Origin of the sequence: Hymenobacter arizonensis (genome assembly GCF_900115775.1) — a bacterium.
Classification (GTDB): Bacteria; Bacteroidota; Bacteroidia; order Cytophagales; family Hymenobacteraceae; genus Hymenobacter; species Hymenobacter arizonensis.
This window is the reverse complement of sequence record NZ_FOXS01000011.1, coordinates 70,910-95,452: the sequence shown is the minus strand read 5'-3', so window position 1 is coordinate 95,452 and position 24,543 is coordinate 70,910. Positions and strand designations below refer to the sequence as shown.

General features: G+C 63.2%; 28 protein-coding genes. 15 read left to right on the top strand and 13 right to left on the bottom strand.

Annotation, left to right across the window (positions count from 1 at the left end; genetic code table 11):
* Positions 1 to 111: 111 nt before the first annotated feature.
* On the top strand, positions 112 to 312 hold the full coding sequence (locus BMZ66_RS25905; RefSeq protein WP_214607064.1) for a hypothetical protein: 201 nt from the start codon (positions 112 to 114) through the stop codon (positions 310 to 312).
* Positions 313 to 333: 21 nt separating this feature from the next.
* Here the strand turns inward: BMZ66_RS25905 and BMZ66_RS25900 are convergent, their stop codons facing one another.
* The 4 genes from BMZ66_RS25900 to BMZ66_RS24425 form a co-directional block, all read right to left on the bottom strand.
* Positions 334 to 801 (bottom strand): MBL fold metallo-hydrolase, encoded by a 468-nt coding sequence (locus BMZ66_RS25900; RefSeq protein WP_214607063.1) that lies wholly within the window; start codon positions 799 to 801, stop codon positions 334 to 336.
* Between the two features lie 165 nt (positions 802 to 966).
* Entirely contained in the window at positions 967 to 2,151 is a 1,185-nt protein-coding gene (locus BMZ66_RS24435) for an acyltransferase family protein (RefSeq protein ID WP_092679012.1), read from the bottom strand.
* Positions 2,152 to 2,268: 117 nt separating this feature from the next.
* On the bottom strand, positions 2,269 to 3,630 hold the full coding sequence (locus BMZ66_RS24430) for a M23 family metallopeptidase (RefSeq protein ID WP_092679011.1): 1,362 nt from the start codon (positions 3,628 to 3,630) through the stop codon (positions 2,269 to 2,271).
* A complete protein-coding gene (locus BMZ66_RS24425) occupies positions 3,627 to 4,574 on the bottom strand; it encodes a GlxA family transcriptional regulator (protein WP_234795220.1) in 948 nt (315 codons plus the stop codon). The genes BMZ66_RS24430 and BMZ66_RS24425 overlap by 4 nt, the downstream gene beginning before the upstream one ends.
* A 410-nt stretch (positions 4,575 to 4,984) precedes the next feature.
* Here BMZ66_RS24425 and BMZ66_RS24420 point away from each other — a divergent pair, with 410 nt between their 5' ends.
* Both BMZ66_RS24420 and BMZ66_RS24415 read left to right on the top strand, forming a co-directional pair.
* Positions 4,985 to 8,188, top strand: a complete 3,204-nt coding sequence (locus BMZ66_RS24420) for a PAS domain-containing sensor histidine kinase (RefSeq protein ID WP_177204908.1) — start codon at positions 4,985 to 4,987, stop codon at positions 8,186 to 8,188.
* Between the two features lie 29 nt (positions 8,189 to 8,217).
* Positions 8,218 to 8,640 (top strand): response regulator, encoded by a 423-nt coding sequence (locus BMZ66_RS24415; protein ID WP_092679008.1) that lies wholly within the window; start codon positions 8,218 to 8,220, stop codon positions 8,638 to 8,640.
* 139 nt (positions 8,641 to 8,779) lie between these two features.
* On the opposite strand, the gene BMZ66_RS24410 is transcribed toward BMZ66_RS24415, so the two are convergent.
* Positions 8,780 to 10,072 carry a sensor histidine kinase gene (locus BMZ66_RS24410; protein WP_177204907.1) on the bottom strand — a complete coding sequence of 431 codons (1,293 nt, stop codon included), beginning with the start codon at positions 10,070 to 10,072 and terminating at the stop codon, positions 8,780 to 8,782.
* A gap of 333 nt (positions 10,073 to 10,405) precedes the next feature.
* Here BMZ66_RS24410 and BMZ66_RS25395 point away from each other — a divergent pair, with 333 nt between their 5' ends.
* From BMZ66_RS25395 to BMZ66_RS24400, 3 genes are all read left to right on the top strand, one after another.
* On the top strand, positions 10,406 to 10,672 hold the full coding sequence (locus tag BMZ66_RS25395; RefSeq protein WP_143080447.1) for a hypothetical protein: 267 nt from the start codon (positions 10,406 to 10,408) through the stop codon (positions 10,670 to 10,672).
* An 83-nt stretch (positions 10,673 to 10,755) separates the two neighbouring features.
* Positions 10,756 to 12,753 carry a sensor histidine kinase gene (locus BMZ66_RS24405; RefSeq protein ID WP_177204906.1) on the top strand — a complete coding sequence of 666 codons (1,998 nt, stop codon included), beginning with the start codon at positions 10,756 to 10,758 and terminating at the stop codon, positions 12,751 to 12,753.
* Between the two features lie 28 nt (positions 12,754 to 12,781).
* Complete coding sequence (locus BMZ66_RS24400) at positions 12,782 to 13,186, top strand: response regulator (RefSeq protein WP_092679005.1); 405 nt, start codon at positions 12,782 to 12,784, stop codon at positions 13,184 to 13,186.
* 125 nt (positions 13,187 to 13,311) lie between these two features.
* On the opposite strand, the gene BMZ66_RS24395 is transcribed toward BMZ66_RS24400, so the two are convergent.
* Positions 13,312 to 14,070: a DUF72 domain-containing protein gene (locus BMZ66_RS24395; protein ID WP_092679004.1), complete on the bottom strand. Its 759-nt coding sequence runs from the start codon at positions 14,068 to 14,070 to the stop codon at positions 13,312 to 13,314.
* Positions 14,071 to 14,614: 544 nt separating this feature from the next.
* Between BMZ66_RS24395 and BMZ66_RS24390 the strand changes: the two genes are divergently transcribed.
* The 4 genes from BMZ66_RS24390 (at position 14,615) to BMZ66_RS24375 (ending at position 17,364) form a co-directional block, all read left to right on the top strand.
* Positions 14,615 to 15,079, top strand: a complete 465-nt coding sequence (locus tag BMZ66_RS24390; RefSeq protein ID WP_092679003.1) for a hypothetical protein — start codon at positions 14,615 to 14,617, stop codon at positions 15,077 to 15,079.
* 265 nt (positions 15,080 to 15,344) lie between these two features.
* Positions 15,345 to 16,088 carry a hypothetical protein gene (locus BMZ66_RS24385; protein WP_092679002.1) on the top strand — a complete coding sequence of 248 codons (744 nt, stop codon included), beginning with the start codon at positions 15,345 to 15,347 and terminating at the stop codon, positions 16,086 to 16,088.
* A gap of 153 nt (positions 16,089 to 16,241) precedes the next feature.
* Positions 16,242 to 16,745, top strand: a complete 504-nt coding sequence (locus tag BMZ66_RS24380; protein ID WP_092679001.1) for a hypothetical protein — start codon at positions 16,242 to 16,244, stop codon at positions 16,743 to 16,745.
* A 103-nt stretch (positions 16,746 to 16,848) separates the two neighbouring features.
* The gene (locus tag BMZ66_RS24375; protein WP_092679000.1) at positions 16,849 to 17,364 is read left to right on the top strand and encodes a hypothetical protein; all 516 of its coding nucleotides are present in this window, start codon (positions 16,849 to 16,851) and stop codon (positions 17,362 to 17,364) included.
* A 183-nt stretch (positions 17,365 to 17,547) separates the two neighbouring features.
* Here the strand turns inward: BMZ66_RS24375 and BMZ66_RS24370 are convergent, their stop codons facing one another.
* Complete coding sequence (locus tag BMZ66_RS24370; RefSeq protein ID WP_092678999.1) at positions 17,548 to 18,183, bottom strand: Type 1 glutamine amidotransferase-like domain-containing protein; 636 nt, start codon at positions 18,181 to 18,183, stop codon at positions 17,548 to 17,550.
* A gap of 255 nt (positions 18,184 to 18,438) precedes the next feature.
* Positions 18,439 to 18,921, bottom strand: coding sequence for a hypothetical protein (locus BMZ66_RS24365; RefSeq protein WP_092678998.1), 483 nt, complete (start codon positions 18,919 to 18,921; stop codon positions 18,439 to 18,441).
* Between the two features lie 160 nt (positions 18,922 to 19,081).
* Here BMZ66_RS24365 and BMZ66_RS24360 point away from each other — a divergent pair, with 160 nt between their 5' ends.
* Entirely contained in the window at positions 19,082 to 19,345 is a 264-nt protein-coding gene (locus BMZ66_RS24360; protein ID WP_092678997.1) for a hypothetical protein, read from the top strand.
* A 150-nt stretch (positions 19,346 to 19,495) separates the two neighbouring features.
* On the opposite strand, the gene BMZ66_RS24355 is transcribed toward BMZ66_RS24360, so the two are convergent.
* Positions 19,496 to 19,822, bottom strand: coding sequence for a hypothetical protein (locus BMZ66_RS24355; RefSeq protein ID WP_092678996.1), 327 nt, complete (start codon positions 19,820 to 19,822; stop codon positions 19,496 to 19,498).
* Between the two features lie 178 nt (positions 19,823 to 20,000).
* Here BMZ66_RS24355 and BMZ66_RS24350 point away from each other — a divergent pair, with 178 nt between their 5' ends.
* The gene (locus BMZ66_RS24350) at positions 20,001 to 20,519 is read left to right on the top strand and encodes a DUF6896 domain-containing protein (RefSeq protein ID WP_092678995.1); all 519 of its coding nucleotides are present in this window, start codon (positions 20,001 to 20,003) and stop codon (positions 20,517 to 20,519) included.
* Between the two features lie 87 nt (positions 20,520 to 20,606).
* On the opposite strand, the gene BMZ66_RS24345 is transcribed toward BMZ66_RS24350, so the two are convergent.
* Positions 20,607 to 20,819: a hypothetical protein gene (locus BMZ66_RS24345; protein WP_092678994.1), complete on the bottom strand. Its 213-nt coding sequence runs from the start codon at positions 20,817 to 20,819 to the stop codon at positions 20,607 to 20,609.
* Between the two features lie 214 nt (positions 20,820 to 21,033).
* A complete protein-coding gene (locus BMZ66_RS24340; RefSeq protein ID WP_092678993.1) occupies positions 21,034 to 21,309 on the bottom strand; it encodes a hypothetical protein in 276 nt (91 codons plus the stop codon).
* A 155-nt stretch (positions 21,310 to 21,464) separates the two neighbouring features.
* On the opposite strand from BMZ66_RS24340, the gene BMZ66_RS24335 reads away from it, so the two are divergent.
* The 3 genes from BMZ66_RS24335 (at position 21,465) to BMZ66_RS24325 (ending at position 23,259) form a co-directional block, all read left to right on the top strand.
* A complete protein-coding gene (locus BMZ66_RS24335) occupies positions 21,465 to 21,749 on the top strand; it encodes a hypothetical protein (protein ID WP_092678992.1) in 285 nt (94 codons plus the stop codon).
* A 170-nt stretch (positions 21,750 to 21,919) separates the two neighbouring features.
* On the top strand, positions 21,920 to 22,834 hold the full coding sequence (locus BMZ66_RS24330) for a hypothetical protein (protein ID WP_143080446.1): 915 nt from the start codon (positions 21,920 to 21,922) through the stop codon (positions 22,832 to 22,834).
* Positions 22,835 to 22,908: 74 nt separating this feature from the next.
* Complete coding sequence (locus BMZ66_RS24325) at positions 22,909 to 23,259, top strand: SCO4402 family protein (RefSeq protein ID WP_092678990.1); 351 nt, start codon at positions 22,909 to 22,911, stop codon at positions 23,257 to 23,259.
* A 26-nt stretch (positions 23,260 to 23,285) separates the two neighbouring features.
* Here BMZ66_RS24325 and BMZ66_RS24320 read toward each other — a convergent pair whose 3' ends face one another.
* Positions 23,286 to 23,903 carry an SMI1/KNR4 family protein gene (locus tag BMZ66_RS24320; protein ID WP_092678989.1) on the bottom strand — a complete coding sequence of 206 codons (618 nt, stop codon included), beginning with the start codon at positions 23,901 to 23,903 and terminating at the stop codon, positions 23,286 to 23,288.
* 72 nt (positions 23,904 to 23,975) lie between these two features.
* Positions 23,976 to 24,311, bottom strand: a complete 336-nt coding sequence (locus tag BMZ66_RS24315) for a hypothetical protein (RefSeq protein ID WP_092678988.1) — start codon at positions 24,309 to 24,311, stop codon at positions 23,976 to 23,978.
* Positions 24,312 to 24,543: the final 232 nt, after the last annotated feature.

The following is a 24,543-nucleotide window of genomic DNA, read 5'->3' as shown; positions in this document are numbered from 1 at the left end:
TTACGTCGTTGGTCGGGCGACGACCCGCTCTTTTTGGCTGTCATAACAGAAGAAATATACGTCCTTCTTCTGTCCGGCATTCCTAGACCACCTCAATTCTAACCCCCCGGCTTGGCCATGCCCGGGGATGAGCACCCGCGCATGGGGGTAGGTTTGTTTGAGCTTCGCCACAGTCCGGGGCCACGCCCCCACGTTGGCGTCTCCCAGGAACCCCTTGCCGGCGCCCAGCTCTTTGAGCAGGCACCCGCCGAAGAGCACCTGCTCGGCGGGAACGTAGGCGACGACATTGTCCTTCGTGTGCCCCTCGCCTAAAAAGTGGGCGATGACTTCGTACTAGCCCACGCGCAAGGCGAGCCGTTCCGCAAAGCCCCGTTGCGGCACCACGGCCTGGCTGCCCGCCGCTAAGGCGATGGTCGATATCAGGGCGTACGAACGAATGCGGCGGCGGTGAAATTCGGCCAGTCCGGCCACGCAGTCGGCATGAAAATGCGTGGGCACCACGGCCTTTACCCGGACCTTTAGTACCCGTTCGGTGTAGTTCAGCAGTTCGACGGTGGCGCTGTCGGTGGCGGGGGTATCGAACACAACGGCCTCTCCTGCATCGGCGACGATCATCCCGTTGCAGGCAACCCGGCCGAAGCTGTTGGTTTGGAGAAAGGAGGTGTGCCGGTAGACGTGCGGGGAGACCTGTTGAATGGAGAGCGTGACGGACTGGTAGGGCACAAACCCTTGCTTAGGGCCGGAAGAACGGCAGCCGTTGAGCAACAACAGCAGACAAGCAAGAGCACGTACAAGGGGCATTTTCAAGGGAAAGAGCCGGAAGGCGGGGGTAAAAACGATGTCAAAAGTGCCGTTTTCGTGAACTGGTATGATGACCCTGAGGCCGCTCAAGTAGTGATTTTCTGCGGACTGCCTGGTCCGTTACGGGCAGCTCTCTTCCATCCCCTGGTCAAGGGAATGCCGGGATCAGACCTCCAGGGGTTGCACGGGTTGCACGAGTGGGACGGTCCGGGTGGGTTGTTTCGCCCGCAACACCCGCTGGCGCAGGGCCAAAAAGGGCTTTTCCACCACCCGATGCAACACATAGGCGCTGCTCCCAATGGCCACCATGCACAGCCCCAGCATCGTGTTGCTATCCGCCGGCACTTGCCACGCCTCGGCTTGCCCCTGCACCAGGTGAATGATGCCTTTATGAATGAGGTAGATGCCAAAGGAGAGGGCGGCGAGCTGGGCCGTGACGGGCGATTTGAGCCGGTATAAAAAGCAGGTCGGGCTGATGGCTCCCACGAGCAACAGGCCGTAGCCAAGCGCTACGACCGGGAACCCGTAGAGCGAAGCCGCGTACCCGCGGGCGTCTTGGCAGAGGAAGTACGCGCCGGTGAGCACCGCCGCGCTGGCCAGCACCCACCAGTTGCCATACCCCCGCATCCGTGCACTCCACGCGGGGTGATAGTGACAGAACGCGGCGATGGCGATGCCCACGACCAAGCCGTCTAAGCGGTTGTAGGTCGGATAATATATCCACTGGTACCACGCCAGGGCCACGTCCTCTTGCCCCAGCCGCGGGGCCACGAACTGGTGCCAACTGCTCCAGCGGGCCAGCAGGCCCACGACCGGTAAGCCGAGCAGCACCCAAGCGAAGCGTTTTTCGGCCCGGAAACGGACCATCGCGGCCACGCACAGGGGCAGGACCAGGTAAAACTGTTCCTCGATGCACAGCGACCAGGCATGGGAAAAGGTGCCCGTTGTTCCCAGATCCAACCCAAAGTTTTGGGTAAAGGTCAAGAAGCGCCACAGCGGCGGCAGGGCCACCCGCTCCCGGAACGCGGGCACGAGGAAGTACACGGCCACGACCAGCAGGTAGGCCGGCAGGATGCGAAAGGACCGTTTAAGGAAAAACTCCCGCAACGAAACCCGCTGCCGATGCGTGGCTTCCCCGAACAACTGCGTGGCAATGAGGTAGCCGCTCAACACAAAGAACAGGTCCACCCCGGTCCAGCCAAACGCGCCCACGGCCGTTAGCCACTCCGGATGGGCAAAAATGCGGTAGTGAAAACCCAAAACCAGGACAATCGCCAGGGCGCGCAGGTGGTCCAGGCCGTGCAGTTTCGGGAGCGTGGGGACAGGGCTCCCGCCGTTTAGGTGATTCATGGCGCAAGATGCGAAGAATGCCTTTCAAGAGATACAAACCCTCCATTGCTTGAACTACCGTTTCGTTCAACTAAATGCAGGAGGCAATGAAAACTCCTTTTAACGGCCTTAAAACGTTTAAAATGCGCCAGTTTGAAAGGGCATGCCGGTCGTTTTCCCATGGCGCATCTGCCGATTTTTGGGCTCTTTCCCAAACACGACGATGTGGTCATCCAAAGGCAATTCCCGCCGGCGGGGTTCTGTCGCCCCGTTCCTTGCCGTCTGACAGCGATAGCGGTCAATGAGATAGGGCACGCCCTCCCCCCGCAGCAGCCGGGGAGACGTCGTGACTTCGAAATGCAGGTGCGGCTCGCGGGCATCGCCGGAACCGCCGATGGCCGCCAGCACCTGGCCCCGCCGCACGCGTTCCCCGGCCTTCACGCGCACACTGCCCGGTTGCAGGTGCAGGTAATGCGCAAAATGCCCCCCGCCCAGGTCCAGCACAAGGAAATTCCCGGCCACGGTTTCCAGGGTAATCGGCACGGCCGGGCGAAACGAACCCCCGTGTCCTGGGAGGTTGTCGGGCAAGCCGTCGCGGGCCGTCACGACGCGACCGTCCGCGACGGCCAGCACGGCCTTTCCGTAGCAATGGTAGGCCCGCACCTCCCGCGCATCGCCCGCGAACGACGCGCCGTCCCGGAGCTGTTTCCAGTCGATGGCGTAGCGCCGGGAGTCCACGGCCTGCCCGCCCAACACGAGCACGCCGCGCCGGTGGTGGTTGTCCGCGTCGTTGCTGGGCCCGTCGGCGGCCAGCCAATTTGGGCCGTCAACCGGTGGGCCAAGCACTGGCAGAACCGTGTGATGAGTCCCGATGAGTGCGCCCTCCACGGCCGCGCCGTCCGTGTGCAGGCGGTGCACCAATTGCTTGGGCATCCGGGCGTTTCGGTCGACCGCGACGGCCATGAACACGATGACGCTCTGACCAGGTGCCAGCGTGAGCCGCTGCTGAGGGGTAGCCGGCGTGAAAACGCCACTGGACGGCAGCATGGCAGCCAGTGGCGCTTGCTGGAAGGTTGCCAGCGGCTGGGCACCCCTGGCGTTTGCGTCGAGCACCTCCAGCCGACGGGCCACCAGCGGAACCGGGCCAAAGTTTGTCAGGTACAACTCGTACAGCAGATGGGCATTCGCCCCGCTGGGAAATGCGGTGGGCTCAAACGGCACACGCATCTCCAGCTGCACGGGCCATAGCGACGGTTCGGCAGCCCCCGGTTGGCGTGCGGAGGCCTGGGCCCGCAGCGAATCGCGCGCCGCGCGTGGCACCAACGCCATGCCGCAATGCGTGCACGCGCCCGGCGCGGCGTAGGGGTCCGCGTCACAGGCCTTGCCGCAGGGCTCGCAAACCCAGGCCCCGGGGCCTTGTGCCGGGGCCCCTTGGGCAGTGGTGCGACCGGAACACCAACCAATCAACAGGAAAGCAATGAGCAGTCGGGCAGTTTTCATATGGTTGATTCGCCGGTTCGGGTTAGCTCCAGGCGCCGCAGTTGCCGCACGTTGCGGAAGCCGCACTGCGCGGCAATGCTTTCCTGGGTCAGGGCGGGGTTGTGGCGCAACGTAGCCGCCAGTTCCCGGCGCAGGGCCGTGGTGTAGGCGTGAATGCTGAGGCCGGTGGCCTGGCGGAAGGCGCGGGTGAGCGTGCGGGGGCTCATGTGCGCCACGTCCGCCAAGGCAGCGAGCGTGGCCCCGGCGGCGAGGTTGTCGGCCAGCCAGTCCTGCACCCGGTGCACGCCCGAGTGCAGGTGGTTGCGGTAGGCGAGGTAAACACTGCGCTGGCCGTGCTGTGCGCCGCGCCGGGCATAGACCACCAGTTCGCGGGCTACCTTGGTTGCGAACAAGGGCCCGTGCCGTTCCTCCAGCAGGTACAAGGCCAGGTCAATGCCCGCCGTTAAGCCCGCGCTGGTGTCGATGCCCCCATCCCGCACAAACAGCGTGTCGGGCTGCGCCCGCACCCGCGGGTAGCGGGCCTGCAGTTCGGCCAGTCGCCGCCAATGGGTCGTGCATTTTTTGCCGTCCAAGAGCCCGGCGTGCGCCAGGATGAACGCACCGGTACAAACGGAACACAAGTGCACGCCCCGGGCGTGCTGTTCGCGGAGCCACGCAAAGAAGGCGGCCCCTTCTTGCCGAAAGGCATCCGAGCGCAGGTAGTCCATGGCCAGCCCGGGGAGGAACACCCTGTCACCCGGGTCCAGGGGTACCCCGGCGAAGGGAACCAGGGGCCCCAGCCCGAGGCCGGCCGCACTGTTCACCAGGGGCTGATACGAACAAAACGTCAGCCGGTAGGACTGGCCGTAGGTAGCGGCTTCGTAGAAGACCTGGACCGGGCCGGTCAGGTCCAGCAGTTGCACCGCGGGCGGCACCACGAACACGAGATGAGGAAGAGGTTTCAAGCAGGCGACTAAGACAGGGGCAAAAGTACCGCATGGCAACCGCAACAATGGGCCGTTTACCGGACATTTCGGGCCAATCGCCCCCGGCAAAACCAGGGGCCGCCTCATCGGGCGCCCGAGCCGCAACTCCACCTGGCCAGCGAGTTCGATTTCTGCGAAGAGCCCCGGATGGAGGCGCTCGCGTGCAGACGGACACGACCTTGCAGGCGTAGCGCAAGAAAGTGTGCTAGGTGCAGCAAGCAGCTTCGCCTACAGGTCGGAGGCGAAAAGGGCCAGCAATGGCTGTTCGCGCAAGGCAGACGGTTTCATTACACTTGCGATTATTTACGCTGGCAGCGGCGGTTTTCGCCACTGTCTGGTCATATCAAGCCAGCTTTCGTATCCCAACATCCGAACCCAACCCTGTATTGATGCCCCAGGCCCCGCCACTGCCCGACCCGCTGCTCATCTTCAACGCCCAGCCCGGGGCCAACCTGTTGCTCTCGCCGGCGTGGGTAATTATGGGCGCCAGCGACGACTACCTGGCCGCGACGCTGACCGAACGGGCCGTCATCGTCGGGCAGTACATCTTCGACGCCTTTCCCGACAACCCCGACACGCCCGAGGCCAACGACATGGCCAACGTGCGCGCCTCCCTGGAGCAGGTGCTGGCCTCCGGCCAGCCGCACGAAATGGCCCCGCAGCACTACGACGTGCCCGACCGTGCCCACCCCGGCCGGTTTGTGGAGCGCCACTGGCTGCCGCGCCACACGCCCGTCCTCGACGCGGCCGGGCAGGTGCAGTGCATCATCCAGTCCGTGCAGGACATCACGGCCACCCGCGTGGCCGAGCGGCAGCTGCGCGAAAGCCAGGCCAGTGAGCAGGAAGCCCGGGCCGACGCCGAGCAGCAGCGCCAGCGCCTGCACGAGGTGCTCATGCAGCTGCCCGCCTACGTAGCGGCTTACCAGGGCCCCGACCACGACTACCAGTTCGTCAACCCGCCCTACCAGGGCATGTTCCCGCACCGCACCTTCCTGGGCCGGCCGTTTCGCGAAGGCATCCCCGAGGCCGAAGCATTGGGCGTCGTGGCCTTATTTGACCAGGTCTACCAAACCGGCGAGCCGTTCTACGCCCACGAAATGGAAGGCTGGTTCGACTTCCACGGCACCGGCGAGCCGGAGCAGGTGTTTCTCAACCTCTCCCTGCACCCCTTGCGTAACGCCCAGGGCGCAGTCGACGGGGTGCTGGATTTCTCCTACAACGTCACCGAGCAGGTCCGGGCCCGCCAGCAGCTGGAGCAGTTCAACCAGGAGCTGGAAACCCAGGTGCAGGCGCGTACCCGGCAAGCCCTGGCCCTGCAGGCCGAGGTGCTGGCCGCCGCCCAGCGCCAGGCCGGGGAACGCGCCCTGGTGTTTCAGGTCTTCGAGCAAACCCCGGCCTGTATTGCCCTGCTGCGGGGCCCCGAGCAGCGCTTCGAATATGCGAACCAGGCCTACCAGTCGCTCTTCCCGGGGCGCGAGCTGGCGGGCCACCCCCTGGCCCAGGTGCTGCCCGATGCTGCCGAACAGGGCTTCCTGGCGCTGCTCGACGGCGTGTACCGCACCGGCGAAACCTTCTTTGGCAGCGAACTGCCCCTGGCCATTGCCCAGCCCGACGGGCAGCCGCCGCGCCAGGCCTACTTCACCTTTACCTACCAGGCCTATTACGAACACCGGCAGGTCGTCGGCACCAGCATCTTCGCCTTCGACGTCACCGAGCAGGTGCTGGGCCGCCAGCAGCGCGAAGCCGAGCGCCAGCAGCTCCACGCCTTGTTCATGGGCGCCTCGGCCCCCATCTGCATCCTCGACGGCCCCGACCTGGTGTTTCAGCTCGTCAACCCGGCCTACCAGCGCATCTTCCCGGGCCGTGAGTTGCTCGGCAAGGCCCTGTTGGAAGCCCTGCCCGAGTTAACCGCCACGCCCGTTTTCACCGAATTACAGGCCGTGTACGACACGGGCGCTCCCCTCATTGTGCAGGAGCGGCGGGTGCCGTTGGCCCGCCTCGAGGGCGCCCGGTTGGAGGACCTGTATTTCACGTTCAACTACGAGGCCCGGCGCACGGCCGCGGGCGCCGTCGACGGCGTGCTGTGCATCGGCCACGAAGTCACCGAGCAGGTCCGGGCCCGCCAGCAGGCCGAGCTCAACCGCGAGGAGCTCAAACGCTTCCAGTTCATGGCCGACCAGGCCCGCGACCCCTTCATCTTGATGCGCGAAGACGGAACCTTCGCCTACCTCAACCCCAAAGCCCTGACTGCTTGGGGCTACACCGCCGAGGAGGCCCGCCACCTGCGCGTGCCCGACGTCGACCCGATTTACCAGGATGCGGAGTTCACCCGGGTCTTCGCGGAGGCCCAGCGCGACACCCTCCCGCAGTTTGAAACCCTGCACCGGCACAAGGACGGCCGCATCTTCCCCGTGGAGGTCAGCATGGGCGGACTTCGGCTAAACGGGCAGCCCCACCTGTTCGCCATTGCCCGCGACATCACCGAGCAGAAGCGCTACGTGGCCGCCCTGCAGGAAAGCGAAGCCCGCTTCCGCACCATGGCCGACGCCGCCCCCAACCTGGTGTGGGCCGTGCACCCCGATTCGTCGGTCCGCTACATCAACCGCGCCTTTCTTGACTTTGTGGGGCTTGACCGCGTGGAGCAGTACGTGGCCTCGGGCTGGAGTCCTTACCTGCACCCCGACGAACTGGAGCCGACCCGAAACACGCTGACGCAGGCCATCGCGCAGCGCCAGCCCTACGTGATGGAGCACCGCATGCGCCGCCACGACGGGCAGTACCGCTGGCTGCTGGCGCAGGGCGCGCCGAGCTACCTCTCGGACGGCGAGTTGTACGGCTACGTGGGCTCCGCCATCGACATCACCGACCTCAAGCAAACCAACGAGCTGCTCACGCGCACCAACGTCGACCTGGACAACTTTATTTACACGGCCTCCCACGACCTCAAAGCCCCCATCTCCAACATCGAGGGCCTGCTCTACCTGCTGCAAGAGGAATTGCCCGCCACCGTGGCGCAGGCCGAAGCGGTGGGCCCCACGCTCACCCGCATGCTCGACGCCGTGGAGCGCTTCAAGCGCACCATCGACCACCTCACCGAGGTATCAAAGCTGCAAAAGGAGCACACCCCCGCTACCGTTGCGGTCAACCTGGCCGCCATCATCGAAGACGTGCGCCAGGACCTGGTACCCCAGCTGCAGGCCGCCGGGGCCAAGCTCGTGGTCAACGTGGGGGCCCTGCCGCCCATTCAGTTCTCGGAAAAGAACCTGCGCTCGGTGGTGTACAACCTGCTCAGCAACGCCGTGAAATATCGCTCACCCGACCGCCCGTCCCGCGTCGACGTGCGGGGCCACGTCCGCGACGGCTACACCGTGCTCGAAGTGCACGACAACGGCCTGGGCCTGGCGGCCGACCACCTGCCGCGCCTGTTCACCATGTTCCAGCGCTTCCACGACCACGTCGACGGCACCGGCATCGGCCTCTACATGGTCAAGCGCATGGTCGAGAACGCCGGCGGCCGCATCGAGGTGCACAGCCAACTCGGGGCCGGTACTGCCTTCTTTGTGTTCCTGCCCCAGGCGGCCCCCACCGCGTAGTTTTCTTCTCTGACTTCTTCCTCCCCGCCATGTCCGCCATTTCGTGCGCCTTGCTTGTCGACGACGACGACACGACCAACTACCTCAACCAGCGCCTGCTCCAGCGAATGGCCATCACCAACACGGTGCTGGTGGCCGGCAACGGCCAGGAGGCCCTCGACCTGCTGCACGCCCATTGCGAAAGGGCCACCTCGACCACCTGCCCGGCCCTGATTCTGCTCGACATGAAAATGCCCCGCATGAACGGCTTTGAGTTCTTGCAGGCCTACGCCCAGCGGCCGGAACGCCAGAACCCCACGGTGGTCATCATCATGCTCACTACCTCCCTCAACCCCCGGGACGTCGAGCAAATGCAGCACCTGCCCATCGCCGGCTACCTCACCAAGCCCCTCACCCGCGAGAAAATCGACCACGTATTGCAGGAGCATTTCGGCCAACCCGCCAGCAGCTAACCGGTGGACCTCACGGCTCATCTACCCAAAGAGCGGAGCCGCTGGTTCGCTCTTTTTTATCCTTCCAATACCTTCAAAGCCCAGAATCTCAACACAGGAAGCCGTCTTTCGCAGGCCGGCTCATTTTCCCGAACTGCAGCTACGTAGCAAAGACCACAGTAAACGTGGTGCCCTGGCCCAGCTGGCTGTCGACGCGGATGGTGCCGCCCGCGTTGTCGAGGATTTTCTTCACCAGGTACAAGCCTACCCCGGTTCCCTCGACCTGCGGGTGAAAGCGCCGAAACATGCGAAAGAGCTGCCCTTGCTGCGACTCGCTCAACCCCAGTCCGTTGTCGTGCACCCGCACGACTAGCCGGCTCGCGTCGCGGTGGCCCTCCACGCGCACCACGGGCGGTCGGTCGGGGTGCGCGTATTGGAGCGCGTTGCTCACCAGGTTGAGCACCACCGTGTGCACGTGCTTGGCCGGGAACCAGAGGGCCGGGTCGCCGGTCAGCTCCACGTCCAGCCGCCCGGCCGAGGCGGCCAGCAGGGGCAACACGTCCTGCCGCACCTGCTCCAGCACGGCGGCCAGCACCACCTGTTCCCGCTGCCCGACCCGGTCCTGGTGCACGGCGCCGAAGTCAGCGAGGCGGTTCAGGGCATGGAGCAGGCGAACCAGCGAAACCTGCATCATGCCCAGCAGGGGAGCTATGGGCTCCGCGGCCCCGTCCGGAGCGGGCAGGTGCTCGCGGAGTGCGTTGAGGAGGCCTTGTAGGTTGGTCAGCGGCGTGCGCAGGTCGTGCGAAGCCGCGTACACGAACGTGTCCAGCTCCGCGTTGGCGCGGGCCAGCAGGGCGTTGGTTTCCTGCAGTTCTTCGTTGGCCGCGTGCAGCTCTTCGTTGTAAGAGGCCAGTTCCTGGTTGGCCTCCTGTGCTTCCCGGACCTTCTCCGCAGCCTGCGCTTCCAGGGCCCGGCGCTCCGAAATGTCTTCCAGGCTGGTGTAGCCCAGGTCACCGTTTTCGCCCGGCAGGAGCACCGACGTCACCCGGCACCAGCGATGGGAACCATCGGGCTGGAGCAGGCGGGTCTCCAAGGCAAACCAGGGCCGGCGGTGAGTCCACAGCTCCTGCTGCAGGCGGCGCCAGTGGGTCCAGTCGTCGGGGTGCGCATACTCCAGGATGGAGTGCCCCAACACCTCCACCGGCGAGTCCAGGCCCAGCAGCGTGGCCACAGCGGTGTTGGCATCCTGGATGCCCAGGTCCGCCCCAATGATTTTCATGCCCAGCGGCGAGTGCTCGAACACGGTGCGGAAGCGCGCTTGGTGGAGCTGGTGGTCCGCGGCGGCATCGGCGCGAACGGCCGCGGCCCTCAAGGCCTTGTTCTCAGCCCGTAAGGCCCTGATTTCTTCTTCCAACGAGGAGCGGGAGGCGTTGGAAAATGGGGGTGTGGGCATGCGAAGGGAGAGGGGTGCTTCTACTACTAAGATACGGCGAACCGGCACAGTAAGGCGGCCGCCCGGCCTCAACACCATACCCACAGCTAAGCGGTAAATTCTACAATTTGCTGAAACGCAAACGAGCAGGCTAGCTGGCTTAATTATTCTGGTTGTGGCCCAACCCCAAACACCGAATTCGTGCCCCGAATACCTAATTTGAGGCGAAGTGGTCAGCACCCTGGATTCGCTCAGCTGCCCCGGCCCTGATTCTGCTTGACCTGAAAATGGCGCGCAAAACAGCTTCGAGTTCCTGCAGGCTTACCCGCGCACCAGAACCCCACGGTGGTCATCATGCTCACCACCTTCCTCAACTCCATCGCCGGCTACCTCACCAAACCCCTCACCCGCGACGAAATCAACCAGGTGCTCCAGCAGCATTTTGCCAAATCCGCCGGGGCTTGGCAGGATAGTGGCTCTCGCCTGATTTCAGCCAGTTGTCTGGCCGCTCCCCGGTCCGCTTTGGCCCCGTGCTGTGCCGCAGGGGCCATAATTCTGACTCCCTCACAAGGGCAACTACCTAGCTGCGCTGGTGTTTTATTTTCAGTTATTTACAACTAATTCGCCTCCCCGGCCTACCGCCGGGCCGGGCCGCCGTACAGCAGGGAATAATGTCGGGGTGCTCCCTTCGGCTCCCTGTGCTTATGACCCCCCGTGTAGAATCGCAACCCCCCGGACTTCCCGCTTCGTTTCTGCCGGCCCTGCTCCAGCTCCTGCCCAACGGCGTGATGTACTACCTGCCCGCGTACGACGCCGCCGGCACCGTGGTCGACTTCCGCATTGCCTACCTCAACCCCAGCGCCCAGCGCATGCTCGGGCTGCCAGCCGAGCCCACCGCCACCTACCTGCAGCTCTGGCCGGGGACTGCCGCCAGCGGGGCGTTTGCCTTTCACCGCGACGCGTTCAATTCTTCCCAGCCGGCCCGGCTCGACGAGTTCTACCAGGCCGATGGCCACGACCTCTGCATTCGGGCCCACGCCTGCCGGCTCGAAGGGGGCTTGCTGGTGAGCTTCACCGACGCGGCCGACCAGCCCCGCACCGCCGTGGAGGAAGCCCTGCGCCAGCGCCAGGCCTTCCACGACATCTTCGAGCAAACCCCGGCCCTGATTGCCTTGCTGCGCCAGCCCGGCCACCGCTTCGAGTACGCCAACGCCGCCTACCAAGCCCTCTTTCCCGGCCGCCAGCTCGTGGGCTTGGACCTGGCCGCGGCCGTGCCCGAGCTCTACGCCCAGGGCTACGTGCAGGTAATGGACCAAGTATACCGGACCGGCGAAACCTTTGTGGGCGAGGAGCTGCCCTTTGTGCTGCCGGGCGCGGCCGGCGAGGCGCCCCGCACCCGCTACTTCAACTTCACCTACCAGGCCTACCGCGAGTCCGGCGCCATTGCCGGCGTCAGCATCTTTGCCTTCGACGCCACCGAGCAGGCCCTGGCCCGCCAGGAACGCGAAACGCATCGCCAGCAGCTGCACGACTTGTTCGAAAAAGCCCCGGTGGCCATTGCCATTTTCCGGGGGCCGCGCTACGTCATCGAGCTGGCCAACCCCGCCGTGTGCGCCATTTGGGGCCGCACGCCCGCCCAGGCCCTGCACACGCCCTTGTTCGAGCTGCTGCCCGAAGCCGCCGGCCAGGGCTTTGAGGCGCTGCTCGACGGCGTGATGGCCACCGGCGTGCCCTACTTGGCGCACGAGCTGCCCTCGGTCATCGACCGCCACGGGCGCCGCGACACCGTGTACTGGAACTTCCTCTACGAGCCCCTGCCCGACGCCAGCGGCGCCATCACGGGCGTCACCGTGGTGGCCACCGAAGTCACCGAGCAGGTGCGGGCCCGCCAGCAAGTCGAAACGCTCAACCGCGACCTGGCCACCGCCAACACCCACCTGCACAGCCGCAACACCGAGCTCGGCCACAGCAACCACGAGCTCACGCGCACCAACGTCAACCTCGACACCTTCATCTACACGGCCTCGCACGACCTGCGCGCCCCCATCACCAACCTCGAAGGGCTGCTGCATGCCCTGTGCGAAGAGCTGCCCGCCGCCGTGCAGCAGGCCGACGGCGTGCCCCCGCTGCTCGACCGGATGCAGCTGTCCGTGGACCGCTTCAAGCTCACCATTGCCCAGCTCACGGACCTGACCAAGCTGCAGCGGGCTGACCAACAGCCCGCCGAAACCGTGGACCTGGCCACCCTCGTTGCCGACATCCGCCTCGACCTGGAGCAGCAGCTTACCGACGCCCGGCTAACCGTCGACGTCGCCGGCTGCCCGAACATTTCCTTCGCGCCCAAAAACCTGCGCAGCATCGTCTACAACCTGCTCAGCAACGCCCTGAAGTACCGCTCGCCGGACCGCCCGCCCCAGGTGCGGCTGCGCTGCCGCAGCGCCGCGGACGGCACCGTGGTGCTCGACGTGCGCGACAACGGCCTCGGCCTGACCGTCGCCCAGCAAAGCCAGCTCTTTGGCCTGTTCCGCCGCCTGCACGACCACGTCGAGGGCTCGGGCATCGGCCTTTTCATGGTCAAGCGCATCGTGGAAAACGCCGGCGGCGCCATCGCCGTGCAGAGCGCGCCCGGCGTGGGCACCACCTTCACCATCACGCTCCCGGCACCCGTACCCGCGGCGGCTGAAGTCCTGCCCGCGCTTTAATTTTTTATCCTATCCTGGTATCCGTGCTATGTGCAAAATTCCCAGTATCCTGCTGGTCGACGACGACGAAACCACTAATTTTCTCCACCACCGACTGCTGTTCCGCCTCAACGTTTCCGACCAGGTGCTCGTGGCCAGCAACGGCGCCCAAGCCCTGGCCATGCTAACCCAGCCCAACGGCCCGTTTAGCCCCGCCAACCCCGTGCTGGTCCTGCTCGACCTCAACATGCCCGTGATGAACGGGTTTGAGTTTCTCGAAGCCTTCCAGGCCCTGCCGTCGGCCCAGCAGCAGTCCGCCGTCGTGGTCGTGGTCACCACTTCCATTAACGTCCAGGACCGGGAACGCGCCAACAGCCTGCCCGCCGCCGGCTTCCTCACCAAGCCCCTCACGAGCGACAAAATTACCCAGGTGCTGGAACAGCATTTTGGCTAGGCCGCACCGGCAGCCCCGCATCGAGGCCCTCTGTGCCACGGCCATTGAGAAAGCCCGCGCCGTGGTCTACCACGACCTGGCCCTGGATACCAGCGCCCCCTGCCCCCGGACGTGCGTCGTACCGCTCACGCCCGCTCCACTACCAGCCGGTACAGGTCTTGGGCATTGTCAAAAGCGGCGCCCATGGTATTGTTGAAGTAGGCGTACACGTCTTTCCCCTCTTGGAGGTAATCGTGTATTTGCTCGGCCTGGTCGTGCAGAAAGTCGTGCTCGTAGGACTCCCGGTAGTTTCCCTGCGGACCGTGGAAGCGCATATAAACAAAGTCGGCCCCCTCGTTGAGCCGGGCGTTTCGGGCGGGGCCTTTGTCGTGCAGCACCAGACTGGCGCCGTGGTGGTCCAGCATATCAAACGCATCATCTGTATACCAGCTTGAGTGGCGAAACTCCACCGCTTTGCGCCACTCGTGGGCGGGGTCTGCTGCGGCAAGCGCAGTCAAGAGGGCACTGACCGCGTTGAGCTGGCGAATGGTGTTGCTGGGCGGGAACTGAATGAGCAGGCAGCCTTTTTTGGGGCCCAACTCCCGTGCGGCAGCTAGAAAGCGGACTATGGCGGCGAGGTCCTCGGCCAGCGCGGTGGTGTGCGTGATATCGCGCCACAGCTTGAGGGTAAAGTCAAACGCCGGGCCGGTTTCCGCGGCCCAGGCCGCAAACGTTTTGGGCTGGGGGATGCGGTAGAAGGTGCTGTTGATCTCCACCGAGTTAAACAGGGTGGCGTAGTAGGTGAGGCGGCTTGTGGCTTGGTAGGCCTCCGGGAAGGTGGCCTTGGGGCCGGGCACTACGATGCCGCTGGTGCCAGTGCGCAGGGTGCCGAGGAGAGCAGGCATGGGAAGGAGTGATACGGGCGTTGCGGGGTATAACGGGCCCCGCGGCCGCGGCGTTTTACCCCAGGTGCCTCTTCCCGGGGTCCCAACGTATCACCGGCTTGTCATCGTAGCGCTCTTTGCAGGCCAGGCAGGAGGATGCCGCTAGGAAGGGCTTACCAATCGGCAATGCTAACGCTCCTTTCCGTGAACGATAGCAGTCAGCCCTACACTTGGTGGCCAATTGGCCTCTGTGGCACGGGGAGAGTTTAGGAAACCCGTCTACGAATCAACGTTTACGAAACGGGCTGGAGGGATGAGTTTCGTAAACTCGCCCCCAGTAGCCACGGGCCCCCGTCGTGCGCACCTACCGCGTCGAACACGGCCTTGACTCCGCCCGCGTCCCGCCGTCACCCCCGCGTGGGTGGCCCGCGCTGCCGCTGGTCTTTCCGGAGCGAAGTAGGGCCCAAAGGGCCTTCCGACTCGCTTGAATGGGGAGGCAACTTCCCTCCGGTTTGTTACTAACTTGCGTAGAGAACCTTACTTTCTACCCCCTCGCTTCTCCCGCATGCTCCCTCCTCGGCTTTCTCCCGCCCTCGCGGCGCTGCTCCTCCTCGGCACGGTCGGCTGCGCCAAACAAGAGACCCCTGACCCGCGCATTGGCACCGGACGCTACACCCTCGACGGCCGCCGGGTCCACTGCCAGGCCCGCCCGGTGCTCGATTCGACGGTGATCGGGGGCCAACGCTACCGCGTGCTGCGCATCGTCTTGACCGAAACGTCCCAACCTGCCGGCGCGGCGCCCGCCCTCACGCTCACCTTCCAACGGCCGGCCGCGGTTCCGAACGCGTTGTATGCTTTTTCTGCCCTGACCTATGCCGGTGGCGACCCGGCCCCCGGCACGCCCTACCGCGTGAGGCCGGAGTCGACGTTCTCTCAAACGAGCACCGGCCACTTCTCCGGCACGTTTGCCGGCAGTGGCCCTGGGGCTAGCACAATTGAAGACGGTTTCTACGCCAACGTGCGGCTGTAAAAACGTGCGGCTGTAAAAGCGATCGCACCGGGCGGCGGGGGCGGGGGAGGACTGGCAAGCCACGGGTTGGCCGGGGCAACGAGCCGGCACGGGGGCGTGGGGAAGAAGGACCAATACGGCCGCGCTCATCGCGGAAAATCCCCTTTCCATAAGAAGGGTGCTCGGACAAACCTTAAAAAAGTGGTGATTCTCGTTCACTCGGCTGCGGCGCTGGCTTTGGTATTGTGCGTAGCTTCGCGCCAGCTGCTTCTGTAACCGATTCGTCGTGCTCGCGAATGATGATTTCTGCGCCGGACACCCCCATGGGGCCGCTTATGTACACTTTTGGCAGCTTTTTGCCAGACGCCCGCTGAATCTTGCGCGCCTACAGGAAGCGTTTGCCTCGATGGGAGAGCTGGCGGTTCAGGAAGAGCCCAACACGCCTTGGCCGACCACCATAATCGCGGGCAATGGCGAGCGGATTCCGTTCACTGTCGAGTCCCTACTCGCTTATTTCGCTCGAACAAGTGGGCCTGCCCGTAGACCGGCTGTGTCCGATAGTACGATTCAGGAATTATTGCCACGCTGGACCAACGCCACCATCAAAGAAATAGTAGGCTGGCAAGGCGCTGGTTTTCAGGTACGCCTGGCTAAAAGAATCCGCTTAGCGTCCAAAAGCACCCGCACTCAGGACGGCAGTTTAGGGGTATCCTGCACGTGGCAACTGCTACGGGAACAAGAGCTGGTGTGCTCGTCAAGCGATACGGATTTGCACATCGCCGAATCACTACCAGCCCTAAAAGGCAAAAAGCTTCTTGACAGTCACTTGTCCTCCGGGGGGAGGCTGTCCCTAAACTTGCAGGCGGGTTTTTCTTTAGCGATACAGCCGGATAACCTAGCGCTCTATTCCGACTATTTCCTTAGCTTCGGCTGGGATGACCAAAGCCTGCTGCACTACAATTTCTTTAAAGGAGCTTTCGTCGCGTTTAAACAGGACAATGGGGAGCAAGATACCCTGGATAATTCTTAAAAGCACGGTCTTTTACCTACTGCAAATCACCGTTTTATTGAACGGCACCAGCTCGATGGTGCTCTGAAGCAACCCGACCGGAATGCGTCGGCGCCCGGTCGCGCGTCGGCGGCGATACCTTTGGGTTCACCCCCTGCTCCCCATCCGGCCCCCATGAAATGGTTCCTCCCCCTCGTGGCCCTCGGCCTCGCCCGCTGCACGCCCGATACGACGATGTTCGAGGCCACGAACACGTCCAGCGCGCATTCCAAAAAAGACGGGGTGTTCCTGCAAAGCTACCGCCTGAGCCCGGCGATTCCGGACCTGCCCGTCAAGGAAGTGTTCGTAGAGCAGCGCTTCATGGCCGGCGCGAATCCCGAGCGGCTGCGCCTGTTGGATTCGACCCAGGTGGCGGCCAACCTGGTGGTGGTGCTCAACAAGCCGCTGGAACTAGGGCTCATGCATTACGACTGGAAGCTGGTACTGGCCGATGGGGTGGGGTGGGATGACCGGCGCGAGCTCACGTACTGCAGCTCGCCGGGCCCGCTCGTGCTGCGCTTTCGCCTCGAGCCGCGGCCCACGTTCGACAACCCGACCTTTGCCCTGCGGCTGGAATTCATGCAGGACAGCGTCACCAACATCGTGAAGTCGGTACCCCTTACGGCTCGCCCCCTTTAACCCTCCCTGGCGTGAACCACCGTTTAAATGAACGTGGAATAGCCGCCGGCTCCAAGGTGGTAGCTTTATCCTTCCTTTTCCCCCGACCGAAACGCCTCCCCTGATGGCGACTTCCTTTCTTCGCGTTGCGTGCTGGCTTGGGCTGGCGGGCGCGGGCAGCAGCGGCTGCCGCACGGACGAGCAACCGCCGGCGCCGGCTTTGCCGGACGTCACGGTGCGCGCCGTGGTCTTCGGCACGGGCACCGACGCGGCCGACCCGTCGCGCCCGCTGCCCGGCGTCGTGGTCGGCACGACGTCCTATCGGAGTTGCTACACGCCCGGCAATCCCTGTACGCCCGGCACCCGCCTGCTGGACCAGCGCACGTTGGTGGACGGCGTGGCCACGTTTTCTCTGGGCAAACTCCCCCCCGGGACCCGGCTCTACGTCACCTCGTTCTTTCAGCGCCCCGCCCAGCGCCCCTTGACCCCCACGAGCGAACTGGTCGTCGGCCTGTCGGTCGACGGGCAAACCCGCCTTAACCAGGGGCTGAGTTACCGGCACGTCACCGCCGCCGATGCCTACACTTCCGCCGACCCCACGGCCGACCTGATCCAGGAGACGACGTTTGTGGTTCCCTAAAGCCAGCTCACGCCCAAACCGCGGGGCAGCCCCCAACCCGGCACACGCCGGTTGTTCCTTTCCAGAAATGCGGCGTTCAGGGCACGACCGTTTTCTTGAACGCAGGCATGATAGCACCGGTCCAAACAAGGGCCGGTGACCCGGAAACGGCTTGGCGGCCGTTGCTGCCGGAAGGAAGCAACATCAGGTCTGTTCTTCGTCTAGAAGCAGCACCTCGCCGTCCCGCAGGGCTTTGAACAAAAGCTTGTGCTCGATGCAATAGGCCACGGTTTGGCCAATGTCCGCGGATTCGGGGTGGTCGGAGTCGTAATGCGGCAGCAAGGCGTAATCAAGCAGCCCCAGGCCTTCCCAGATTGTCTGCTGGCCGTCGGCGTAGGGGTAGTCGTACGGGGCGTCCACCAGGTGCAAGTAGCGGAGCGAGGACGACAAGACGCAAATGCCGGCGCTGTAGCCCGCGTAGACAAACTCGGGCCGCTGGGCCAGCGCGTGCACCAGGCGGTCGAACCCGCTCAGGCGCATGGCCTGCCGCAACACGAACGTGTTGCCCCCACTCACCCAGAGCCCGTGCAAGCCCTCGAGTTTTGACCTCAGCGCGTCTTCGCGGTGGAAGTAGTCCTTTAAGTCCAACGCCTCGGCCGCAAAGCCCAAGTGGGTCAAGTGGGCTATTTCTTCCGCTTGGCTCCGGCGGCGCTTCGTGGCATCGGCCGCGGTGTGGTCGCGGGCGTTGTGCACGTGCCCGATGCGGGCCCCTGCGGGCAGCAGGCTAACCAGCCGGTCCACGCAGTTGCCGAACTTATAAGACGAGAGGTAATACTTCATCGCGCTGGGCGGGCCACCGCGGGCCCTTGGTAAATGAATCGGAGAAGCGTTGCCCTTCCGCCGCAGGCGGGTAACGGGGTCAGGCCAAAGCTACGCGTCTTCCGAGCCAGCGAGCAAGTGCGCGAGCGGTTTGCTGCTTAGCCCGAACGAACCACTAAACGCTCGTTTTGATGGCCCGGAGGCTGTCACGCACCGGTTGTCCTGTGCGGCCAGCGTGAGCGACGCCCGGCCGGGCGGCCTCTCGCCGCCCACCCCTTACGGCACCGGCCGGTAGATGGTGAGTTGCCCGCGTTGGACGTCGCGCAGGTCGAGCGGGGAGAGGCCGACTTTCCGGCCGACGGGCCCAACGTTCTGGTGGGCCAGCACGAAGGCGCCGGGGCCCGTTACCTGGTAGACAACGGCGCTGTGGTGGCCCATCTCCTCGCGGTAGCGCCGGCCGCCGCGCTCGTAGGCCACGACCACCCCCTCAAACTGGACCACGTCGCCGGGAAACACACAGGCCGTGCGCGGGTCAACGGGCCGGCCGAAGCGGTAGCGGCCGTCCCAGGTGGCGCCGGTACTGCGCAGGGCGGCGGCCGGCAGGTCCCAGCATTCCCCCCGGCCGACCTGCTGCGTCAGGTGGGCGTGCACGTAGGCCAGGACCTGCTGGTTGAGCGCGGGCACGTCGGGGCAGGCCACGTCCCGGGCAGGGGCCGCCCCCAGCAGCGCCAGGCAGCAAGTAAAGAGAAGCGGTTTCACGATGCGGTGCGGTGGATGAGCCGCGGGAACGTCAGCAGGTGGCGTTTGGTGCCGGGAAGCGCTTGTGCTTCCTCTTGTCTGCCTTCTGTTGCTATTCCGACCGTTTGGTTGGACTGGTGGCCAGGTGGTTCCGACGGGCCGTTTTATTCGTAAGTACCGCATGCCTGTTCCCGAACTCGCGCGGGTGGCCACGGGCCGCCGCTTAACGTTTGCCGCCCAGCCCGGCGAACGCGCCCACGTCTTTCGCCGCGTGGGCGGGGCCGCCGGCCCCTGGCACCGGGTGGCCGTGAACGCGCGCTGCCCCTTCCTCGACGAGGACGTGCTGGCCCCGGGCACCTTCGTCGAGTATTACGTGCACGTGCCGGCTGAGGCAGCTGATGGCACGGCCCGCGACCGCAGCCTCTTGCTCAGCACCACCACTTAGTGTCGAACTCACCGTTTTCTTGAACGTTATCAGGTTCCACTGGCTTCGGAATGGCGCTGGCCGCCTGCCCCGAAGGGCTTTGGACGTCCGCATGCGCTCGCTCGTGGGGTCAACCCGCCCGCTTGGAGGAGCCACAGGCTGGCGTACCGATTAGGCATCGTATAGGGAGTATTCTATTATCCGCTCTGCCCTAGCCAAGTCGGTGACATTCGGATGTTGCAGGCTGGTATCTGTTTCTATTAAGTCAAGGGCTATTTCAACGGGAAGCATTTCTTTGTAATAAATCCCATCCACCGTGACATGCGCCTCCCCGTCCACTTCTTCGTCCGTGAAGAGGCGGATGTCCGAATCCAAGCTGATGACATCCTGCATGTAGATGGAAAGGCTTTCCGCCTCTTGGTCTATACCACGCTGACGATACAATTCTGACAGCTTTTGTGGGTGGGTGAGGTACGGCACAAGTTCTAGTAATTTCATGACTCAGGTACGCTGGGTAAGGATGGCTCTGCTTTCGTTTTCGTTCCCCGGACAACTGGTCGACCAACAGGTAGGCCATTGATCACAGTGGCATGCGAGATCTTCCAGCAAATGCTTCTTTATTTCAATGGCTTCGTTTACGGCAGTACCCTTCAAGTGAAGTCCTCTTTTGTATGTAATGCCTTCACCCAAGCAGCAAGTCGCAGAACTTATTCAAGACTACCAAACAGCCGTTTACAAGGCCGTCAGTCTGTTAAATGCAAAATCAGAACGAGAGGTAGGCTTTCAAAAACAGGAAGAGAGCCCTGGATTCCGGGCCGGGTATCTCGATGACGCAAGGCTGGTGCGCTATTACTTCCATGGAATTGGATGCCACATTACCACGCCAGCGTTCGAGGTGGACTTCGATTATGCTTTAGAAGGCGGTTGTACGGGCATCGACGTTTGGTTCATGTTCGATTTTATGAAAAGCAACCCAGCCATACGGCTAAAATTTCCTCTACTGACGAGTGGGGAACAAGTCGAGCAGCTCTTGGAGGAGTTGGTACAAGAGGGAATACTAACCAAGTATCTGTATTCGGCACATGACCGGCGTTATTACTTGACAGCTGCCATTGGCAACCCCAATCTCCCTGAAGTAACGTTGCGCCGGTCTGAGGAAGACGAGGCGGAGTGGAACTCAGCAGTTTGGGAATAAGCTCGTTTTGGCAGAATCACCGTTTCAGTAAACCGAAGCGGGCAAGCCCATTTGCACGGCACCAGGCCGTCATTCATACGTGTCTTCTTAGCGCGGACTGGCTGGGTTGCCCTTTTGTTTTTTGTACACAGCGGAGGCATAGATGGATAAGGCCACACCCCCCCCAACGCCCAGCCCCAGCCCCAGCTTCACCAAGGAGTCGTTGCGGCCGGAATAGTAGCCCGCCATGAAGATTCCGCCCAAGGCCAAGAGCAGGCATAAGGTGGCAACAAAGTAGAAGGAGCGGGATGGGTTTTTCATCGGGATTCGCAATCGGGGGTGTCGTGAGAACAAAAAGGGGCCGAGGCCGTGGGTTTCTTCCGGTAAATCTGGCATTCGGACGAGCCGCACACAATACCTAAGTTTCGGGCATTTTTTGAAGTGCTGTCAGTCAGCTAAAGGTCAAATAAACACTACTTTGACTGAACGTGGCGAGTTTACCTTCGGACCGTTTTCTTGAACAAGTGGAGCGAGATTACGTGCTTTCTTGTGCCTGTAGCAACTGGTTAATTTGGGTGGCAAACAGCCGCGTTGCTCGGGAGAAGGCGGGGTTCACGTCGTAGCCCATCGGCTGGGTGTAGACCCACACCATCGCGGGTTTCACGTCCTGAGCACGGTTCCAGGACTCGACCAAGACGGCTACGTAACTCTGGTACTCGTCCTCGGCCGTGCCGTCGGGCACCCCAATAGGATTCCATTCCGCCAGTACGGCATTGATTTGGGCAAACAGGTCCTCGGTCAGGGTAACCATCGGTTTGTTAAGCCAAGTTGGTACGACTCCACTTGCTAGCAAACTTAACCGATACGCTCCTTTGCGTGAACTACTGTTTAGATGAACACAATCAGTTTGATGACTTAGCCCTTTGAAAAGAGGTAGCTTGTACCATCGTAGCCAAGCCCCTAAGCATGCGCAGTCTTCTAAAGTGGCGACCAACCCTAGCCAATTACATACTCGTCGTCTTTTCCCTGGGTGCTATCTACTACCTCTACCAAGGCTACGCCCTCCTGCAACTACCGGAAGTTCAAGGCGCGATAATGGCCATACTGGCATCGTTGGCCATGCTCTTGTGGTTCCTATGGCCGGTCATCTTCTTTCTGGCTGTTGGCTTGTTCTTTCTGGCTGTTGGCTTGCTGGTGCTCTCCCCCTTTATCCTTTTCTTAATCTGGGTAATCCGCCGCCTAACACGATAAGCGAGCCGGCCCTTTTCGTAGCTTTCGAATATGAAAAAACCTCCTTATTCTGAAAGAAGCGCGTTTATCTTCGGACCCTTTCGCTAGACAGTTTTTAACTGGGTGCGACAGCCCAGTTGCTTGCTGGGAGCGTTTAGCAGATACCTTGCGGCCCTATTACCCACGCGAACGTGCACCCCATGCAGAACGACAGCGACTGGCTCCAGGAACAGGTGCGGAACTGGGCTACCCTGGGCTTGGCCGATTTGCTCACCAGTTTGGGCACGCCCGTAAACAAGCACGCCGAGGACCCCGAACTGCACGTGCTCGTGCCTCATAACCCGCGCCTTCACCGGGTGGCGGTGCGCACGCGCGAAGGCCGCGTGCGCCTCATTAGCCTGGAAGGCCCGCCGTTCGCCGTGCCCCTGCCCGTGGTCCAGGCCTGGACGCGCGAGTACCGGCGCACGATCAACACCTACGATGCCATCGACGACGAGCAGTTCTTTTTCTACCCCGCCTTACCCGGCCTGCCCTTTGTGGCCGTGGAGAGTTGGGTGCCCCCGGCCGAGCGGCGGGCCGATCACCAGCAAGTCGTGTTCAACGAGTTGACCTTTTACTGCGCCGTCGAACCCGGGCACGTGCCGTTTCATTTCCGCGACGGCTGGCACTTCGCCGCCGGTGACCCCAGCCCCGTCCCGCCGCCTCCGGCCGGGCGCGGGGAGACCGGGCTCCGGCGCCTGTTCCGGCGCGTGAGGCGGTGGCTGGCCGACACCCCGCCCCAACCGCCGCCGACCCGCTCCGTTCCCCCATTGAACATTTTTGACACCCTGGCGCGCATCACCGACGCCCTGCGCGCCGCCGGGGGGAACGCCAGCGCGGAGAGCTTTGCCGACCGGGTTGCCGTGTTCGGGACCGCCGGGGAGGTGCTGGATTCGTCCTGTTCCCTGCTGGTGGGCCTCCAACAGCGCCACCCCATCCTCTATGCCGCGGCTCGGGAGCCCGCCGAAGAATTGCTGGCCTACGCGCAGCGCCTCGGCCACGGACCGTTCATTGCTACCGACCCCGCCCCCCCGCTGAGCCCACCTGAAAACGAAGACGCTCGGTAGACCCTCCTTTTACTTTTCGGACCGTTAATTTGAACTCCTTCTTCTAACTAACGGGACCACATTCCACCAGTGTTATGAATGATTTCACGCTATGGAAAAGGAAAGTACTAGATGCCATCCAGGACCTAGCGGATTTGGGTTATCAGAAAAGGGCTTGGTTGGGGGGCGGAGAGGAGGTTGCTTCTTTTGTCGAAACTGTGGCGGCGCTCTTGGACGACAGCTTCTTCGACCAGTTCCTGGATGAAGCGCCGCGGTCCCAAACCCAACTGGATGACGACTCTTGGGCCGCGATGGATCAATTGAGAAAGTTGATTTATGCTTATGAAGAAGCAGAAACCGACGACGCTATTTTGAAGGACCCCAAATGGCATGAAGTAGTTAAACAGGCCCGAGAAGTCATGAGTCTAGTAGGCTCCATTCGCTAGTTGGACCGTTTACGTGAACCGACGCTTCAGCACGCGCGTGCTTGCTCACTAAGCGTGTCTCGCTGCCGTTGCGCCGCGCGCAGGGCCACGAGCAGGTCGAAAAAAGAATGATAGAGCAGTTGCGTAGGTGCCGGATCTTGGTAGAGGTCCAGGACCCGCACGACGGCGCAATCCCGCCCGTCGGGCGTGGGGCGGTTCACGTCAAAGCACAGGGACTTCAACTCCGGGTCGTAGGCAAACATGACGAAGCCCTGCTGCGTGGGCGTGCCCGGGTCGGGCAGGTAGAAGTAATGGTGCAACAGGCCGGCCTTCCAGTATTTGACGTCGTGCATCAGAAACGAAACGCCCGCCGCCGCATCCAGCTCGTAGAAGTGGCGGTAGCAGAGGAAGTCGACGTACAGCGCCGGAAACCGGGCGCCGATGGCCGCTTCCAATTCGGCAATGTCCGCCGCGGTGACGGTGCTGGCTATGGGCTTCCAGGGAAACCAGTCGTCCCCCCAGCCGCCCCCCGCCGCGACCGGTCGCGAAGGGTCTTGCATGGCGTCCGCGACCGGAGGGAGAATCCGCATCAAATCGTGAGCGGCCAGAAAAGCCAAGGCCGCATCGACGTATTCCCGGACCAGTAGGTGACCCTCAGCACTCATGGTTTCAAAGTAACGCTCCTTTGCTTGAACCACCCTTTGGCTAAACTAGGAAACGCAGGCACCCCGTTATCCTTATCTACACGCGGTCGGGCTGCCCTCGTTGATTAGGGCGTCAGCGGCCGTTTTGACCAAGACGTCGGAAGAGGCCGCGTCGCCATTCGACACGGTGCTGATGCGGTAAGACGTATTTGGGCGCAACCGCACACCAGTGGGACGTGGGCGTCCGTCCCCTCCGCTCACCACGTAGCTTCCGTCCAACTGGTCCAACCGCAGGCGGGCGGATCCCGCGGACCCGGGGCGTTTTTCCAGGTGGTAAAAGTCTTTTCCATCCGTTCCTTCCACAAACACACTGGTGAGCGTGGCTCCGCTGCATGTCATCAGGGCGTGCGTGGCCGTGTCATAGTGCATCGCGTTGCCACCGCATGAAGAAACCACCCACGCCAGGGGGATGAAAAGAAGGACGGAGCGGGGCCGGAATTGCATAAACGAGGGCAGGGAGACAGGAGCATGAAAGTAACCCTCCTTTGCCTGAACGGCGCGCGTTTACGGCACCGCCCTTTCGCTGAGCGATGGTTGGGGCCAACTTTCCGGTAGAGGACCCGCTTTGGTGGTTACCGGCCTTGCCGCGGACTCACGGGCC